Annotated in this window: 13 protein-coding genes; 10 read left to right on the top strand and 3 right to left on the bottom strand. The window is 74.2% G+C overall.

Going from position 1 to position 17204, the window contains the following annotated elements; genetic code table 11:
- Together rho and GA0070560_RS00170 are read left to right on the top strand one after the other, a co-directional pair.
- Nucleotides 1-1402, top strand: a 1402-nt coding sequence (gene rho / locus GA0070560_RS00175; protein ID WP_245675296.1) for a transcription termination factor Rho, incomplete at its 5' end; no start/stop codon positions are given.
- Nucleotides 1403-1589: 187 nt separating this feature from the next.
- Nucleotides 1590-5081: a phosphodiester glycosidase family protein gene (locus tag GA0070560_RS00170; protein ID WP_091289775.1), complete on the top strand. Its 3492-nt coding sequence runs from the start codon at nt 1590-1592 to the stop codon at nt 5079-5081.
- Between the two features lie 81 nt (nt 5082-5162).
- Here the strand turns inward: GA0070560_RS00170 and GA0070560_RS00165 are convergent, their stop codons facing one another.
- On the bottom strand, nt 5163-6098 hold the full coding sequence (locus GA0070560_RS00165) for a phosphatase domain-containing protein (protein ID WP_245675295.1): 936 nt from the start codon (nt 6096-6098) through the stop codon (nt 5163-5165).
- A gap of 235 nt (nt 6099-6333) precedes the next feature.
- Between GA0070560_RS00165 and rpmE the strand changes: the two genes are divergently transcribed.
- Both rpmE and prfA read left to right on the top strand, forming a co-directional pair.
- Nucleotides 6334-6558, top strand: a complete 225-nt coding sequence (rpmE, locus tag GA0070560_RS00155) for a 50S ribosomal protein L31 (RefSeq protein ID WP_088975813.1) — start codon at nt 6334-6336, stop codon at nt 6556-6558.
- 123 nt (nt 6559-6681) lie between these two features.
- Nucleotides 6682-7770 (top strand): peptide chain release factor 1, encoded by a 1089-nt coding sequence (gene prfA / locus GA0070560_RS00150; RefSeq protein ID WP_091289770.1) that lies wholly within the window; start codon nt 6682-6684, stop codon nt 7768-7770.
- Between the two features lie 19 nt (nt 7771-7789).
- On the opposite strand, the gene GA0070560_RS00145 is transcribed toward prfA, so the two are convergent.
- Complete coding sequence (locus GA0070560_RS00145) at nt 7790-9340, bottom strand: GGDEF domain-containing protein (RefSeq protein WP_091289768.1); 1551 nt, start codon at nt 9338-9340, stop codon at nt 7790-7792.
- A 75-nt stretch (nt 9341-9415) separates the two neighbouring features.
- Between GA0070560_RS00145 and prmC the strand changes: the two genes are divergently transcribed.
- The 4 genes from prmC to GA0070560_RS00125 all read left to right on the top strand — a co-directional run bounded on the left by prmC (nt 9416) and on the right by GA0070560_RS00125 (nt 13948).
- The gene (gene prmC, locus GA0070560_RS00140; protein WP_091289766.1) at nt 9416-10363 is read left to right on the top strand and encodes a peptide chain release factor N(5)-glutamine methyltransferase; all 948 of its coding nucleotides are present in this window, start codon (nt 9416-9418) and stop codon (nt 10361-10363) included.
- Nucleotides 10363-11007 (top strand): L-threonylcarbamoyladenylate synthase, encoded by a 645-nt coding sequence (locus GA0070560_RS00135; protein ID WP_091290781.1) that lies wholly within the window; start codon nt 10363-10365, stop codon nt 11005-11007. The genes prmC and GA0070560_RS00135 overlap by 1 nt, the downstream gene beginning before the upstream one ends.
- Nucleotides 11008-11619, top strand: coding sequence for an arsenate reductase/protein-tyrosine-phosphatase family protein (locus GA0070560_RS00130; protein ID WP_091289764.1), 612 nt, complete (start codon nt 11008-11010; stop codon nt 11617-11619).
- 211 nt (nt 11620-11830) lie between these two features.
- Nucleotides 11831-13948: a transglycosylase domain-containing protein gene (locus GA0070560_RS00125; RefSeq protein ID WP_091289761.1), complete on the top strand. Its 2118-nt coding sequence runs from the start codon at nt 11831-11833 to the stop codon at nt 13946-13948.
- Between the two features lie 34 nt (nt 13949-13982).
- Here the strand turns inward: GA0070560_RS00125 and GA0070560_RS00120 are convergent, their stop codons facing one another.
- Nucleotides 13983-15446, bottom strand: a complete 1464-nt coding sequence (locus GA0070560_RS00120; protein WP_091289758.1) for an SDR family oxidoreductase — start codon at nt 15444-15446, stop codon at nt 13983-13985.
- 35 nt (nt 15447-15481) lie between these two features.
- On the opposite strand from GA0070560_RS00120, the gene GA0070560_RS00115 reads away from it, so the two are divergent.
- Nucleotides 15482-16768 (top strand): serine hydroxymethyltransferase, encoded by a 1287-nt coding sequence (locus tag GA0070560_RS00115; protein ID WP_170839224.1) that lies wholly within the window; start codon nt 15482-15484, stop codon nt 16766-16768.
- Nucleotides 16765-17196: a hypothetical protein gene (locus GA0070560_RS00110; protein ID WP_091289753.1), complete on the top strand. Its 432-nt coding sequence runs from the start codon at nt 16765-16767 to the stop codon at nt 17194-17196. Before GA0070560_RS00115 ends, GA0070560_RS00110 begins: the two co-directional genes overlap by 4 nt.
- The last annotated feature ends 8 nt before the right edge of the window (nt 17197-17204 follow it).

The raw sequence follows: 17204 nt of genomic DNA, 5'->3' as shown, positions 1-17204 counted from the left end.
CGACCGTGGTGACCGGGCCGAGCGTGGCGATCGGGCCGAGCGTGGCGGCGACCGCAACGAGCGGGCCGAGCGTGGTGACCGCAACGACCGGGGCGACCGCAACGACCGCGGTGGCGACCGGTCACCGCGCCCCGACGACTCCGACGAGGACGGCGAGGGCGGTGGTCGGCGTGGCCGGCGCAGCCGTTTCCGTGACCGTCGGCGGGGCCGCGGCGAGCGGGCCGAGGGCGGCAACGACGGCGGCGGCCGGGAGCCGCAGGTCGGCGAGGACGACGTGCTCGTCCCGGTGGCCGGCATCATCGACGTGCTCGACAACTACGCCTTCGTCCGGACCACCGGCTACCTGGCCGGCCCGAACGACGTGTACGTCTCCATGTCGCAGATCAAGAAGTACGGCCTGCGCCGTGGTGACGCGATCACCGGTGCGGTGCGTGCCGCCCGCGACGGTGAGCAGCGGCGGGACAAGTACAACCCGCTGGTCCGGCTGGACACCATCAACGGCATGGAGCCGGACGAGGCCAAGCGTCGTCCCGAGTTCTACAAGCTCACCCCGCTGTACCCGCAGGAGCGGCTGCGGCTGGAGACCGAGCCGCACATCCTCACCACCCGGGTGATCGACCTGGTCATGCCGATCGGCAAGGGGCAGCGCGCGCTGATCGTGTCGCCGCCGAAGGCCGGTAAGACCATGGTGCTCCAGGCGATCGCGAACGCGATCACGCACAACAACCCGGAGTGCCACCTGATGGTGGTGCTGGTGGACGAGCGGCCCGAAGAGGTCACCGACATGCAGCGGTCGGTGAAGGGCGAGGTCATCGCGGCCACGTTCGACCGTCCGCCGCAGGACCACACCACGGTGGCGGAGCTGGCGATCGAGCGGGCCAAGCGCCTGGTCGAGCTGGGGCACGACGTCGTCGTGCTGCTCGACTCGGTGACCCGGCTCGGGCGGTCGTACAACCTGGCGGCGCCGGCCAGCGGTCGGATCATGTCGGGTGGTATCGACTCCACCGCGCTGTACCCGCCGAAGCGCTTCCTGGGTGCGGCCCGCAACATCGAGAACGGCGGTTCGCTGACCATCCTCGCCACCGCGTTGGTGGAGACCGGGTCGATGGCGGACACGGTCATCTTCGAGGAGTTCAAGGGCACCGGCAACGCGGAGCTGAAGCTGGACCGGAAGATCGCCGACAAGCGGACCTTCCCGGCCATCGACATCCACCCGTCCGGCACGCGCAAGGAGGAGATCCTGCTCGCGCCGGAGGAGCTGGCCATCGTGCACAAGCTCCGCAAGGTGCTGCACTCGCTGGACTCGCAGGCGGCGCTCGACCTCCTGCTGGACCGGCTCAAGCAGTCCCGTACCAACATCGAGTTCCTGATGCAGATCGCGAAGTCGACGCCGGGCGAGTAGCCCGGGCCGAGACGACGGAAGGGCACGACCGGTCACCGGTCGTGCCCTTCTGGGTAGAGGGCCCGGCGGCAGGTCAGCGCCGTACGTGGTGACGCTGGGCGGCCACGGCCCGGGGCGGTCTGAAGTTTTCCTTCAGTTCAGCGTGAGGTATTGAAACTCCTGTTCGTCTTCGGGTTGACTGTCGTCCATGCCCACCCGCAGTCGAACCGCCCGCCTCACCGGCGTCCTGCTGCTGACGCCACTGATCAGCCTGGCCGGGCCCGTACCGGCCGGCGCGGGGGCACCCGACCCCGGCGGCGGAACCGCCGTCGAGGACGCCCCCCGCGCCTCGTCGCACCCCGCCGGTTCCGTCACGCTGGCCCGCGACCCGGCCGCCGGCACCGCCGCGACCGCGACGACCACCGGCGTCGAGCCGGCCGGGGGCCTGGAGACCGCGAAGACCACCCGGCCGGTCGCGCCGGGACTGCACCTCACCTCCTTCGACCGGTACGACGCGACCGGCTGGTTGCGTGCCGACGCGCTCACCGCCGACCTCACCGGCGGGCTGCGGGTCGACTACGTCAACTCCGGCGCGGTGGCGAAGGCCGAGCCGCTGCGCGGCGCGGTGGACCGGTCCCGGGCGGTGGCCGCGGTCAACGGCGACTTCTTCGACATCAACAACTCCGGCGCGGCGCAGGGCGTCGGCATCCAGGGCGGTGAGCTGGTCCAGTCGCCGGTCGCCGGGCACCACAACGCCGCCGCGATCACCGCCGACGGCCTCGGCCGGGTGGTGCAGGTGCACTTCGACGGCACCGCCACGCTGCCCGCCGGGCCGTTGCGGCTGACCCAGTTCAACAACATGGTGCAGGCGGGCGGCGTCGGCGTGTTCACCGCGCTCTGGGGGTCGTACCCCCGGACGCGTGCGGTGGCCGGGGCGGCCCGGGTGGCCGAGGTGGTCGTCCGCGACGGCCGGGTCGCCTCGGTGAGCGGCGTGGCGGGCGACGGCCTGATTCCGGCCGGCAGCACCGTGCTGCTCGGCCGGGACGCCGGCGCCGACGCGCTGGCCGCGCTGCGCCCCGGCGACCCGGTCGACCTGACCTGGCAGCCGAAGCCCTCCGACGGCGGCACGCTGCACGCCGCGGTCGGTGGCGGCAACGTGCTGGTCCGCGACGGGGTGGTGCAGTCCGTCGTCGACCCGACCCTGGCCCCGCGCACCGCGGTCGGTTTCTCCGTCGACGGCCGGCGGATGATCCTGCTCACCGTGGACGGCCGGCAGGTGGACAGCCGGGGCGTCACGCAGACCGAGATGGGCCGGATGATGGCCGAACTCGGCGCACACCACGCGCTCAACCTGGACGGTGGCGGTTCGTCCACCCTGCTCGCCCGGGAGCCCGGCGCGGCCGCCGTGCAGGTGGAGAACAGCCCCTCCGACGGCGTCGAACGGGCCGTGCCCAACGGCCTGGCCGTCTACGCCCCGCCGGGCAGCGGCCGGCTCACCGGGTACTGGCTGGAGACCGCGAGCGACCCGACCGCCGCGCCCGGGGTCGCCCCGGTCCGGGGTGGCCGACCCGACCGGGTCTTCCCCGGCCTCACCCGCCGGCTCACCGCCGCCGGCCACGACGAGACGTACGGCCCGGCGGCCGGCGCGCCCCGGTGGCGGGCGAACCCGGCGGTGCACGGCACGGTCCGTGACGGCGTCTTCTCCGCCGGCGCCCCCGGCCGGAGCACCGTCACCGCCTGGCGGGACGCCGCCAGCGGCACCCTGGACCTGACCGTGCTCGGCCCGCTGGCGCGGATCGACTCCACCGTGGACCGGCTGGGCCTGAACCGGTCCGGGCACACCGGCCTGTTCGGCGTCGTCGGCTACGACGCGGAGGGGAACACCGCCCCGGTCGAGCCGGCCGACCTGGCCCTGGAGTACGACCGTGAGCTGCTGGAGGTCACCCCCACCGCCGACGGCAACCTGTCGGTCAAGGCGCTCACCGACACCGGTTCCGCCCTGGTCACCGCCCGGGTCGGCGGCCACACCACGGTCCTGCCGGTCACCGTCGGGCTGACCGACGTGCCGGTGGCCGGCTTCGACGACGCAGCCTCCTGGCGGTTCAGCCAGGCCCGGGCCGCCGGCTCGGTCGCCCCCGCCCCCGGGCGCACCGGCACCGGGCTGCGGATGTCGTACGACTTCAGCCGCTCGACCGGCACCCGGGCCGCGTACGCCGACCCGCCGGCCTGGGTCGAGGTGCCCGGCCAGCCGCAGGCGTTCGGCATGTGGATCCACGGCAACGGCACCGGGGAGTGGCCCAGCCTGCACCTGCACGACGCGCAGGACACCCAGCACGTCCTGCGTGGCCCACTGGTCACCTGGTCCGGCTGGCGGTACGTCGAGTTCGCCGTCCCGGCCGGGGTGCAGTACCCGGTGCGGGTGCGCCGGTTCTACGTGGCGGAGACGCGGCCGGACGCGCAGTACACCAGCGAGGTGATCGTCGACGACCTGGTGGCGAAGGTGCCGCCCACCGTGGACGTACCCGCCGAGCCGGCCCGCACCGACCGGGTGGTGCTGCGCGACGGCACCGTGGACGGCGCGTCCTGGCGCTTCGCGGTGCTCTCCGACGCCCAGTTCGTCGCCGCCGACCCGGACAGCGACCTGGTCGCCCAGGCCCGCCGTACGCTCCGCGAGGTCCGCGCGGCGGACCCCGACTTCCTGGTGATCGCCGGCGACTTCGTCGACACCGCGTACCCGGCGGGCTTCGCGCTGGCGAAGCGGTTGCTGGACGAGGAACTGGGCGGCGCGGTGCCGTGGTACTACGTCCCCGGCAACCACGAGATCATGGGCGCCCCGATCGACAACTTCCGGGCCGTCTTCGGCGACACGTCCCGGGTCTTCGACCACCGGGGCACCCGGTTCGTCACGCTGAGCTCGGCCACCGGCTCGCTGCGCGGCGGCGGCTTCGACCAGGTGCGGATGCTGCGTGAGGCGCTCGACTCCGCCGCCGGGGACAAGGCGGTCGGTTCGGTCGTGGTGCTGCACCACCACCCGCCGCGCGACCCCAGCCCGGCGAAGGCCAGCCAGCTCACCGACCGCAAGGAGGCGGCGCTGGTGGAGCAGTGGCTCGCCGACTTCCAGCACCGCACCGGCAAGGGGGCGCTCTTCGTCGGCGGGCACGTCGGCACCTTCCACGCCGACCGGGTCGACGGGGTGCCGTACGTGGTCAACGGCAACGCCGGCAAGAACCCGTCCACTCCGGCGCAGCTCGGTGGCTTCACCGGCTGGACGGAGGTCGGCGTCGACCCGGTCACCCCGGCCGAGGCCGACCGGGCCCGGCGCGACCCGCTCGCCGAGGGGCCGCGCTGGGTCGCGGTCGAGTTCCACGCGCACGTCGACCGGCTGGCGGTGACCGCCCCGGCCACCGTCGCGGTGGGCACGCCGGCCCGGGTGACGGCGACGCTGACCCAGCCCGGTGGTCGTGCCGTGCCGGTGGCGGCGCCGGTGAGCGCGGACTGGTCCGGCTCACCCTCCGTGCACGTCGGACCGGCGGCCGGGGTGAAGCCGTGGCATGTGGCGCGCTTCGACCCGGCGACCGGGGAGTTGACCGCGCTGCGGCCCGGCGCGTCGGTGGTACTGGCGGTGACCGTCAACGGCGTACGTGCCGAGGCGACGGTCGCGTTGACGGCGGTGGACCCGGGGGAGGCTCCCGCCGCCTGAGGGGTGGCTCCGGGCGCGCGGGTGCGACGCGCGCCCGGGTCGCCCGGGTGAGCCGACGGGGTGAGCCCGTCGGCTCACCGCTCAGAAGTCGCCCTCGGCGACCTGGAAGACGGTCAACCCCAGTGACCGCCACATCCGCACCACCTGCAGCCGGTCGTCGAAGACGCCGGCCACCCGGTACCGGTCACGCACCTCGCGCTCGTAGATCTCCTGTTTCACCACGGCGTCCTTGCGGTGGTCGCCCACCGCGCGCAGGTGCAGCCCGAGGTACGGCACCCGGACGTGTCGGGCCAGCCAGGCCACGGTGTCCTCCCGGGCGGAGGCGTCCCGGCCAGAGCAGAAGACCACCCCGTACCCGGCGGCGTGCATCGCCCGGACCGCCGCGATCACCGCCTCGTTGGGTTCGTCCTCGCCCACCCGGGTCATGTCGTACGGGCTGCGGGTGACCGCCAACGCCACCGTGCCGTCGATGTCGACCAGCACGACCTCCGGCGGCGCGGCCGGGGCGGCGTCCACCGCGCCGGGCCGTCCGGTGCGGGCCGTGGGCACCGGCAGCGGCAGCGGGCGGTGGGCCAGGTAGCGCTCGTGCAGCCGGCGGATGGCTGCCTCGCCGACCCGGTCGCCCTCGGCCCGCGCGGCGTCGCGGCGTAGGCACTCGTCCAGGGGCACGTCGGTGAAGTCGTGCACCTCGAACTCCGCGCCGTGGCGGGCGGCCAGGTCGGCCCACTCGCGCAGGCTGCGCGAGCGCAGGTTGGTGTCGTCCACGCAGACGCTGGCGCCGGAGCGCAGCAGGGCCTCCACCTGGGCCCGCTGGACGAGCGTCACCTGGTACTCGGCGCGTTGGGTGAAGAGCCGTTCGCCGTGCAACATCCGGCGCAGGTCGTCCCGGTTGACCCGGACCACGGCCGGTTGGAGCGTACGGGCGAAGGTGGTCTTGCCGGAGGCGGGCAGCCCTCGGGTGGCGACCAGACGGGGCGTCCTGCCCGTCGCCCTCCGGTTCAGGGACGAATCGGACACGGTCCCACCGTACGCCGCCGGCGTGAATGCTGCCCCGGGCGGTGGGAATGCGGGAGGTGCGCCGGGCGTTGGCGTGTGCGGACCGATCGTGCGGCCCGCCTGACGGGTCGGCTCACGCCCATGGCACACTGGTCAATCGGCCACCGGTTCCGGTTCACGCCCGAGTCCGTCGCGCACCAGGCGACGGGGAGATCAGCGGCGACCCGGCGACCACCGACGAGAGGACCGAGGCGACATGAAGCCCAACATCCACCCGGAGTACGTGACCACCGAGGTCTCCTGCTCCTGCGGTAACACCTTCACGACCCGCAGCACCGCCAAGGGCGGCGCCATCCACGTCGAGACCTGCAGCGCCTGCCACCCGTTCTACACCGGTAAGCAGCGCGTCCTCGACACCGCCGGTCGGGTCGCCAAGTTCCAGCAGAAGTACGCCAAGGTTCAGGCGAAGAAGGCCAAGTAGCTTCAGCGACGACGCCCGTGTCCGGCTCCGTGCCGGGCGCGGGCGTTCGTCCGTTCCGCCCCCTTTCTGGTCGTCCGACCAGCAGCCGGCCCAGCCGTCCGATCGTCGAAGGAGCATCCCCGCATGAGCAGCGAGCGTCTGGCCGCCCTCCTCGACGAGTACGCGGAGTTGGAGAAGCGGCTGGCCGACCCGGCCATCCACGCCGACCAGGGCACCGCCCGCCGGGTCGGTCGCCGGTACGCGGAACTGGTCCCGCTGCACAAGGCGGCCGGTGAGCTGGAGCAGGCCCGCGCCGACCTGGCCGCGGCGAAGGAGCTGGCCGCCGAGGACCCGTCCTTCGCCGCCGAGGTCGACTCGATCGCGGCCGTCCTGCCGGCGCTGGAGGAGCGCCTGGCCGAGCTGCTCATTCCCCGCGACCCGCACGACGCCAAGGACGTGATCATCGAGATCAAGGCGGGCGAGGGCGGCGAGGAGTCCGCCCTCTTCGCCGGTGACCTGCTGCGGATGTACACCCGGTACGCCGAGCGCCGCGGCTGGCTCACCGAGGTCATCGACGCGCAGGACTCCGACCTGGGCGGGGTCAAGGACGTCTCGCTGGCCATCAAGACCAAGGGTGTGCCCGAGGGCGGCAACGGGGTCTGGTCCCGGCTGAAGTGGGAGGGCGGCGTGCACCGGGTGCAGCGCGTGCCGGTCACCGAGTCGCAGGGGCGGATCCACACCAGCGCCGCCGGCGTGCTCGTGCTTCCCGAGGCGGAGGACGTCGACGTCACCATCGACCCGAACGACCTGCGGATCGACGTGTTCCGCTCGTCGGGTCCGGGCGGGCAGTCGGTCAACACGACCGACTCCGCGGTCCGGATCACCCACCTGCCGACCGGTGTCGTGGTCTCCTGCCAGAACGAGAAGTCCCAGTTGCAGAACCGCGAGCAGGCGATGCGCATCCTGCGCGCCCGACTGCTCGCCGTGGCCCAGGAGCAGGCCGACGCCGCCGCCTCCGACGCCCGCAAGGCGCAGGTGCGTACGGTGGACCGCTCGGAGCGGATCCGCACCTACAACTTCCCGCAGAACCGGATCACCGACCACCGCATCGGCTACACGGCGTACAACCTGGACCTGGCTCTCGCCGGTGACCTGGACGGCGTCCTCGACGCCCTGGGCGAGGCCGACCGCGCCGCCCGGCTGGCCGGCGGCACCGAACTCACCCGCCGCTGACCTGACCCGGCCTCCGGGATCAGGAGGCGTGGGGGCGCTGCTTGGCGCGCAGCATCTCCTGGTCGGCGATCTCGAAGGCCGCGCCGAGCGCGTCCCGCGCGGCACCGTTGCCGCCGTCGACCTCGGCGAAGCCGATGCTCACCCCGACCGGGGTGCCGGGCACCAGTGACTCCCAGTCCTCGGTGCGCACCGCCGCGTCGATCCGGCGGGCCACCTCGGCGGCCTCGGTCATCCCGGCCCCCGACAGCACCACCACGAACTCGTCCCCGCCGTAGCGGGCCACGAAGTCGCCCCGGCGCATCACCCGGTTGATCACCCCGGCGATCCGTTGCAGGACCAGGTCGCCGGAGTGGTGGCCGTGGCGGGTGTTGACCGCCTTGAAGCCGTCCAGGTCGCAGACGCCGATCACCACCCGCTCGCCCCGAGCCGTCACGGAGGCGACGTAGCGCTCCAGCCGACGCCGGTTGGGCAGGCCGGTCAGCGGATCGGTGAGCGCCTCGCCCTCGTACCGGGCGGCCTCCCGGCGCATCTCCTCGTGGTCGATCCGGGCCGCGATGCCGTCGATGTAGACGTCCCGCAGCCGGTCGTTGCGCTGGGCGGCGAGGCGGAACGCCATCCGGTCGGCCCGGTGCGCGGCCGCGTGGTCACCCGCCCGGGCGAAGGCGATGCTGCGCAACCGGGACGGCTCGGCCGCCCCGAGCGTCTCGTTGGAGACCCGGGCGGTGTCCAGGCGGGTGATCGCCTCGATCGGCCGGCCGTCGGCGATGGCCAGGCAGATCTGCCCGAGCTGGCGCATGTCCCGGGCCCGGGCGCTGTCCCCGCCGTGGCCGAGCTGCCGGACCGGGTCGGCCTCCGTGCCGCTCTCCACCGGGTCGCCGAGGGCGGCGCGGCGGGCCGCCGCGTAGCCGTACGCGGCCAGGCTGCTGGGGCGCAGCCGGTCGCCGCGGCCGTCGCGGACGAATCGGGCCAGGTCGATGGCGATGTCCCGGAGCACCCGCAGGCAGCCGTCGCTGTCGCCGTTGTGGTCGAGGGCGACAGCGTTGCGCAGCCGGATGCCCGGCGCGGCGAAGACCTCCTCGGGGAGCCCGGCGGTCAGCCCGTGCTGCCGGGCCCGCTCGATCGCGCCGAGCGCGTACCCGTGGAAGCTGAGGTAGGAGTACGCCATCGCCAGGTCGTGCCAGCCCCAGGCGGTGTCCCGGTCCTCCTCCTCGGCCGCGCCCAGCGCCCGGGCGGCCCGGACCAGGTGGGTGACGCAGCGGTCCAGCGCGCCCTGGTGGTGTGCGGCCAGCGCGGCCAGCGCGTTGAGGTGCCCGTGCAGGTACGGCTCGGGCAGGTCGCGGACGGCGTCGGAGGCCTCCTCGATGGCCCGGGTGAACTCCGCCGTGCGGCCGAGATTGATCAGTGCGCAGAGCCGCTGGATCAAGGCGTCGGCCCGGGCGTGCGGATCGTCGGTGGTGCGCAGCACCCGGTCGAGCAGGCCGCACGCCTCGGCCGAGCGGCTCGCCTCCTGCAACGCCCGGGAGCGTTGGAGAGCGTCAACCTGGTCGTCGACCCGGTCGAGCCACGCCACCTGCCAACCTCCCTGTCGGTGTGCGTCGGGACGCACCCGCTCGTGGTGGGGGCCGCGACGCTTCATGATTATGTCGTGACCTCCCTGCCGCGCCACCCCTCCGAAGGGACAGAACGCGAGCGGCCTTCGCTGGCCGTGGCCCGCGCCGCCCGTACCCTCGCCGCCGCCGGGGTCGCCTCGGCCCGGGCGGAGGCCGAACAGCTCGCGGCGTACGTGCTGGACGTGCCCCGGGGGCGGCTGGCGCTCGCCGACGGCTTCGACCCCGGCCAGCGGGACCGGTTCGAGGCGCTGGTGGCCCGGCGGGCCGACCGGGAGCCGTTGCAGCACCTCACCGGCCGGGCCGGCTTCCGGCACCTGGAGCTGGCCGTCGGGCCGGGGGTGTTCACGCCCCGCCCGGAGACCGAACTGCTCGCCGGCTGGGGGATCGCCCGGGCCCGCAGCCGACCCGACCCGCTGGTGGTCGATCTGTGCAGCGGCTCCGGCGCGATCGCCCTGGCGGTGGCCCAGGAGGTGCCGGCGGCACGGGTGGTGGCCGTGGAGCGCTCGTCGGCCGCGCTGGAGTGGCTGCGGCGCAACGCCGCCGAGCGGACGGCCGCGGGGGACCGGCCGGTCGAGGTGGTCGCCGCCGACGTCACCGATCCGCAGCTGCTGGCCGCCCTGGTGGGCCGGGTCGACGTGCTGCTCTGCAACCCGCCGTACGTGCCGCGCGCGGTGGCCGTACCGCCGGAGGTGGCCGGGCACGACCCGGACGAGGCGGTCTTCGGCGGGGCGGACGGACTGGACGTGATCCGTCCGGTGCTGTCGCGCGCTGCCGAGCTGCTGCGCCCCGGTGGTGGGCTGGGCGTCGAGCACGACGACACGCACGGCGCGGCGGTGCCGGCGCTGCTCGCCGCCGACGGCCGGTACGTCGAGGTCGAGGAGCACCGGGACCTGGCCGGCCGGGCCCGGTTCGCCACCGCGTCCCGCCGGGCGGACGGCCCCCGCCCCGACACCGCCCCGGCGTGGCAGACTGGCTCCTCGTGATGCTCTACGACTGTCGGTCGCCCGCCGACCGGGACCGCGGCATCGCCGCTGCCGTCGAGGCGGTCAAGAACGGCGAGCTGGTCGTCCTGCCGACGGACACGGTCTACGGGATCGGGGCGGACGCCTTCACCCCGTACGCGGTCAAGGCCCTGGCCGACGCCAAGGGCGGCTCCCGGCAGGCGCCGCCGGTGCTGATCGGCTCCCGACACACCCTCGACGGCCTGGTCTTCTCGCTGCCCCGCGCGGCCCGCGACCTGGTCGAGGCGTTCTGGCCGGGGGCGCTGACCATCGTGGTGGAGCACTCCCCGAGCCTGGCCTGGGACCTGGGCGACGCCAGCGGCACGGTGGCGGTCCGGATGCCGCTGCACCCGGTCGCGCTGGAGGTGCTGCGGGAGACCGGCCCGATGGCGGTCGCGTCGGCCAACAAGACCGGCCAGCCGGCCGCGCTCACCGCCGAGGAGGCGCGCGACCAGCTCGGGTACCAGGTCCGCGCGTACCTGGAGGCCGGGCCCTGCCCGGACCCGGTGCCGAGCACCATCGTCGACCTCACCGGCGAGGTGCCGCGGGTGCTGCGCCTCGGCGCGATCGGTCTGGACAAGCTGCGGGACGTCGTCCCGGACCTCCTCGACGAGCAGGGGGCCTGAGTGCCGCCGTTCACCGTCCTGCACGTCTGCATGGGCAACATCTGCCGGTCCCCGATGGCCGAGCGGTTGCTGGTGCTGGCCGTCCGCCAGCGGCTGGACCGGCTCGGCGTCGATCCGACCCGCTCGGACGAGCTGCTGCACAGCCACAGCGCGGGCACCGGTGGCTGGCACGCCGGTGAGGGGATGAACCCGCCGGCGGCCCGCCAGGTGCTCGCCCGAGGCGGCGAGGTCGAGGGCTTCGCCGCCCGCAAGCTCCGTTCGGACCTGATCGACGCCGCCGACCTCGTCCTCACCGCCACGGCCGACCAGCAGGAGTACGTGGTGGCGCTGCGTCCGGACGCCGCCTCGCGCACCTTCGTGCTCGGTGAGTTCGGCCGGCTGCTCGGGCTGGTCGACGTCGTCGCCCTGCCACCGGCGCAGTCCACCCCCGACGTCGTGTACGCCCGGGGCGTGGCGCTGGTGGCGGCCGCCGACGCGGCTCGGGAGGGGGCGTCCCCGTTGCACTCGGACGACCTGGACGACCCGTGGGGGCGCGGCGACCAGTGCTTCGGCCGGGTCGCCGACGAGATCGAGGAGACGGTCCACCCGCTCACGACGGCGCTGCTGCCCTGACCGGCGGCCGGCGTCGTCGGCCCGGCGGCGCCGCGCCGGCACCCGGTGGCCGGAGCCGTCGACACCCTCCCGGGTGACGGGCGGCGGCGTGTCCGGCTCTGCGCGCCGTGTCCCGCTCGCGAATTTCCTCCGGATCTGCGGAAACGTGAGGGCGGAAGGGGCGTAGCGGGTCATTCTGGACGGGTCCTGCCGGCTCCTGCGGGGAGAGCTGATGAACCGGGCCCATCTCGACAAGTTGTTCACCGTGTTGATCGCCGGCGTGCTCGCCGGGCTGGTGCTGGCGGTGGCGGCCCTTCCGGCCGCGCTGGTGTTCGGGATCGGCTTCGGCGCGTTCGCCCTGCCCTACTCCGAACTGCCGGAGAGCCTGCGCAAGCCGCCGACGGTCCAGCGGTCGAACCTGTACGCCAACGACGGCCGGACCCTGATCACGTCCTTCTACACCGAGGACCGGGTGCACGTGCCGCTGGACAAGGTGGCGCCGGTGATGCGGCAGGCCATCGTGGCCGCCGAGGACGCCCGGTTCCACCAGCACAAGGGGGTGGACGTCCGGGGCGTGGTCCGGGCCTTCACCAACAACCGGCGCGACGGCGTCACCCGGCAGGGCGCCTCCACGCTGACCATGCAGTACGTGCGCAACGTGCTGGCGGGCGACCCCCGGCTGACCAGGGAGCAGCGCGAGGCGGCCACCGAGATCACCGCCGCCCGCAAGATCCGGGAGATGCGGTACGCCCTCGCGTTGGAGCGGGAGCTGAGCAAGGACGAGATCCTCAAGCGCTACCTCAACATCGCCTACTTCGGCGCCGGGGCGTACGGGATCGCCGCCGCCAGCAAGCGGTACTTCTCCATCCCGCCCGCTCAGCTCACGCTCGCCCAGGCGGCCCTGCTGGCCGGACTGGTCCGCTCGCCGAACACCGACGACCCGATCAACGGCGACGCCGACGCGGCGCTCGGCCGCCGGGCGTACGTGCTGGACCGGTTGGTGGAACTGCAGCAGGTGCCGCCTGCCGAGGCGGCGCAGGCGAAGGAGGCTCCGCTGGCGCTGCGGCCCAGCGAGACCCCGAACGACTGCACCGCGGTGCCGGAGGAGCAGAACGACTGGGGGTTCTTCTGCGACTGGTTCACCCAGTGGTGGAGTGCCCAGCCGGCCTTCGGCGGGTCGGTGCCGGAGCGGCAGGACACCCTGCGCCGGGGCGGTTTCCGGATCGTCTCCTCGCTCGACCCCGACGTGCAGCAGGCCGCCATGCGGCAGGTGCTCGGCATCTACGACCGCGACGAGCGGCACGCGGTGCCCACGGCGGTGGTCCAGCCCGGCACCGGCCGGGTGCTGGCCATGGCGGTCAACCGGAACTACAGCGTGGCCGAGAACCCGCGAGGGTGGAAGAACCACCCGAACACGGTCAACCAGCTCGTCGGCGGCGGCAACGGCATCTCCGGCTACCAGGCCGGGTCGACGTTCAAACTGTTCACCCTGCTGGCCGCGCTGGAGTCGGGGCTGCCGCTGGAGACCGGCTTCCACGCCCCGAGCCGGATCCTCACCCGCTTCCCGGCCGACGAGGGGCGGGCGAGCTGCGGCGGCCGGTGGTGCCCGGTCAACGCCTCCCCGTCGTACATGGACGGCTACCACAGCATGTGGACCGCCTTCGGCCGCTCCGTGAACACCTACTTCGCCTGGCTGATCGAGCGGGTCGGGGCGGACAAGGTGGTGGAGATGGCCCAGCGGCTGGGCATCGCGTTCCGCGCCGACGGCGACGCCGAACTGGCCCGCAACGGCGCGCGGGACTGGGGCGCGTTCACCCTCGGCGTCTCCTCCACCACCCCGCTCGACCTGGCCAACGCGTACGCCACGGTGGCGGCCGAGGGAACCTGGTGCGCCCCGCTGCCGGTCGTGTCGATCACCGACAGTGCCGGGCAGGAGGTGGCCGCCGGACGTCCGGACTGCCGGCAGGTCGTCGCCACGGACGTGGCCCGGGCGGCGGCGGACGCGGCCCGCTGTCCGGTCGGCGACCAGTCCATGTACGGCCGCTGCGACGGCGGGACGGCGGAGCGGATGCGCCGGGCGCTGGGCCGGCCGGTGGCCGGCAAGACCGGCACCTCGGAGCGGAACGAGACGACGTCGGTGGTGGCCTTCACCCCGCAACTCGCGGTCGCCCAGATCGCCGCCAACCCCGACGACCCGCGTGATCCGGTCGGCCGGACGGTCCAGAGCCGGATGGTCGCGGCGATCGGCCAGCTCCTCGACCACTCCCTGCGCGACCAGCCGGTACGCGACTTCGTCCCGCCCAGCGAGGCCGTCGCCTACCGCCTGGCCGGCCCCCGGGACGGCAACTGACCCACCGCTGCGAGCCGGACGCGGGCCACGGTGGTCAGGACGACTGTTCGGCGCCCCGGGCGATGTTGCGGGCCATGCCGCCGAAGACGATGGCGTGGAACGGGACCACCGCACCCCAGTAGAGGTGACCGGCGAGGCCGCGGGGGAGGAAGACGGCGCGCTGGACGTAGCGGCTGTTCCCGTCCCCGGTGGGCTCGGCGCGCATCTCCAGCCAGGCCCGGCCCGGCAGGCGCATCTCGGCGCGCAGTCGCAGCAACTCGCCCGGGACGATCTCCTCGACCCGCCAGAAGTCCAGCGCCTCACCGACCTGGAGGTGGTGCGGGTCGCGTCGGCCCCGGCGCAGACCCACCCCGCCGACCAGCCGGTCCAGCCAGCCCCGTACCGACCAGGCGAGCGGGAAGGAGTACCAGCCGTGCTCGCCGCCGACGCCCTCGACGACCCGCCAGAGCGCGTCGCGCGGGGCCGCCACCGTCCGTTCCCGGACGTCGGTGTAGGCCGTGCCCCCGGACCACTGCGGGTCGCTGGGCAGCGGCTCGGCCGGCGCGTCCGGGCCGCTGGCGGTGGACCAGCGGGTCTCCACCTCGGCGTCACGCACCTTCGCCAGCGCCAGCGCGACGGCCTGGTCGAAGCCGGTCAGCCCGTCGGGTGGGTCGGGGATCCAGCGGGCGATGTCGTGTTCGCCCGCCACCGCCTCGTGGACCAGGCTCTCCACCAGCGGTCGGGCGATGCTGTTCGGCACCGGCGTGATCAGCCCGACCCAGTGCGAGGAGAGCGACGGGGTCAACGGCCGCACCGGCAGGATGATCCGGCGGCGCAGTCCGGCGACCCGGGCGTAGCGCTGCATCATCTCCTGGAAGGTGAGCACGTCCGGGCCGCCGATGTCGAAGGCCCGGTCCACCTCCGGCGGCAGGGTGGCGCAGGCGACCAGATAGCGCAGCACGTCCCGGACCGCGATCGGCTGGATCCGGTTGCGTACCCAGCGCGGGGTGACCATGGCGGGCAGCCGTTCGGTCAGGTAGCGCAGCATCTCGAACGAGGCCGAGCCCGATCCGATGATCACCGCGGCCCGCAGCACCACCGTGGGCACGCCGCTGTCCAGCAGGATCCGGCCGACCTCGGCGCGGGAGCGCAGGTGCGGCGAGGGGAGTTCGCCGTCCTGCTTCGGTTCGGGCCCGCCCAGGTAGACGATCCGGCGTACGCCGGCTGCGGCGGCGGCCTCGGCGAAGTTGGTCGCCGCCTCCCGGTCGGCGGCCTCGAAGCCGGCCTGCCCGAGCGAGTGCACCAGGTAGTACGCGACGTCGACGCCGGCGAAGGCGGCCGGCAGCGTCTCCGGTTTCCGTAGGTCGCCCTCGGTGATCTCGGCCCGCGCCGCCCACGGCACGTCCCGCAGCCGGCCGGCCTTGCGGGCCAGGCAGCGCACCTCGTGCCCCTCGGCGAGCAGCCGGGGCGCCAGCCGCCCGCCGATGTAACCCGTGGCTCCGGTGACGAGGCATCTCACGGCTTCCAGTGTGCGGCCCCATAGACTCCTTCGCTGTGGAGAACGCGAGGGACACCTTCTGGGGGCCGGATTTCCAGCAGCTCAGCACCGTCGACCCGGAGATCGCCGGGGTGGTGCTCGGTGAGCTGGACCGGCTGCGTGGCGGCCTGCAACTGATCGCCAGCGAGAACCTCACCTCCCCGGCGGTGCTCGCGGCGCTCGGCTCCACCCTCACCAACAAGTACGCCGAGGGCTATCCGGGCCGGCGCTACTACGGTGGCTGCGCCGAGGTGGACCGGGCCGAGGAGATCGGCATCGCCCGGGCGAAGGAGCTCTTCGAGGCCGAGCACGCCAACCTCCAGCCGCACTCCGGGGCCAGCGCGAACCTGGCCGCGTACGCCGCGCTGGTGCAGCCGGGGGACACCGTGCTGGCGATGGACCTGCCGCACGGCGGGCACCTCACCCACGGCAGCCGGGTGAACTTCTCCGGCAAGTGGTTCCACACCGTCGGCTACACCGTCCGGCCGGACACCGAGCTGATCGACTACGACGAGGTGCGGGATCTCGCCCGGGCCCATCGCCCGAAGATGATCATCTGCGGCGCCACCGCGTATCCGCGCCTGATCGACTTCGCCCGGTTCCGGGAGATCGCCGACGAGGTCGGGGCGTACCTGATGGTGGACGCCGCGCACTTCATCGGCCTGGTCGCCGGGAAGGCGATCCCGTCGCCCGTGCCGCACGCCGACGTGGTCTGCCTCACCACCCACAAGGTGCTGCGCGGCCCACGCGGCGGCATGATCCTCTGCCGGGAGTCGCTGGCCCGGCGGATCGACAAGGCGGTCTTCCCGTTCACCCAGGGCGGCCCGCTGATGCACGCCGTCGCGGCCAAGGCCGTCGCGCTGCGCGAGGCCGCGCAGCCGGAGTTCCGCGCGTACGCCGCCCAGGTGGTCGCCAACGCGCAGGCGCTCGCCGCCGGGCTGGCCGCCGAGGGGATGCGGCCGGTCTCCGGCGGCACCGACACCCACCTGGCCCTGGTCGACCTGCGGGAGACCGGGGTGACCGGGGCGGAGGCCGAGGCCCGCTGTGACGCCGCGACCATCACCCTGAACAAGAACGCCGTCCCGTACGACCCGCAGAAGCCGATGGTCGCCTCCGGCATCCGGGTCGGCGCCCCGAGCGTCACCACCCAGGGCATGCGGGAGGGGCAGATGCGGCAGGTCGCCGCGCTGATCGCCCGCGCGGTCCGCACCGACCCGTCGGCCCCCGGGGGCGCCGACACACTCGCCGGGATCGCCGGCGAGGTCGCCGAGCTGGTCGCCGCCTTCCCGGCGTACCCCCGATGAGCGCGCCGCGCGCGGGGCAGCCCGGCGCCATCCGGGCCCGGCTGCCGTACCTGCGACTGCCGCTGCTGGCCTGCGCGGCGCTCGCGCTGGTGGCGGTCCCGGCCGCGGCGGTGCTGCGGGGGGCCACCGGAGCGGCCGGGGTGGCCGCCGGCATCGCGCTGGTGGTCGTCAGCTACCTGGTCTCCGGTGTCTCGGTCGCCTGGGCGGACGCGGTCAACCCCCGGCTGATCATGTCGGTCGGGCTGGTCACCTACGCCACGAAGATCGTGCTGCTCGGCGTGGTGATGGCGGCCGTGGCGACCACCGGCTGGGCCGGACTGTCCGACATGGGGGTGGCCATCATCGCCGCCGTGGTGGTCTGGACCGGGGCGCACCTGACCTGGGCGCTGCGCTCGCCGCTGCCCACGCACCGGCGCTCCGACGACTGAGCGTGCTG

Source organism: Micromonospora halophytica, assembly GCF_900090245.1.
In the GTDB taxonomy this organism is placed as follows: domain Bacteria; phylum Actinomycetota; class Actinomycetes; order Mycobacteriales; family Micromonosporaceae; genus Micromonospora; species Micromonospora halophytica.
Note: the sequence above shows the minus strand (reverse complement) of the source record. Positions and strands in the feature narration are given on the sequence as shown.

Excerpts from the sequence above, each read along its gene's own strand:
- GA0070560_RS00170 (WP_091289775.1), top strand. The coding sequence starts at position 1,590 with ATGCCCACCCGCAGTCGAACCGCCCGCCTCACCGGCGTCCTGCTGCTG.
- rpmE (WP_088975813.1), top strand. The coding sequence starts at position 6,334 with ATGAAGCCCAACATCCACCCGGAGTACGTGACCACCGAGGTCTCCTGC.
- prfA (WP_091289770.1), top strand. The coding sequence starts at position 6,682 with ATGAGCAGCGAGCGTCTGGCCGCCCTCCTCGACGAGTACGCGGAGTTG.
- GA0070560_RS00135 (WP_091290781.1), top strand. The coding sequence starts at position 10,363 with ATGCTCTACGACTGTCGGTCGCCCGCCGACCGGGACCGCGGCATCGCC.
- GA0070560_RS00125 (WP_091289761.1), top strand. The coding sequence starts at position 11,831 with ATGAACCGGGCCCATCTCGACAAGTTGTTCACCGTGTTGATCGCCGGC.
- GA0070560_RS00110 (WP_091289753.1), top strand. The coding sequence starts at position 16,765 with ATGAGCGCGCCGCGCGCGGGGCAGCCCGGCGCCATCCGGGCCCGGCTG.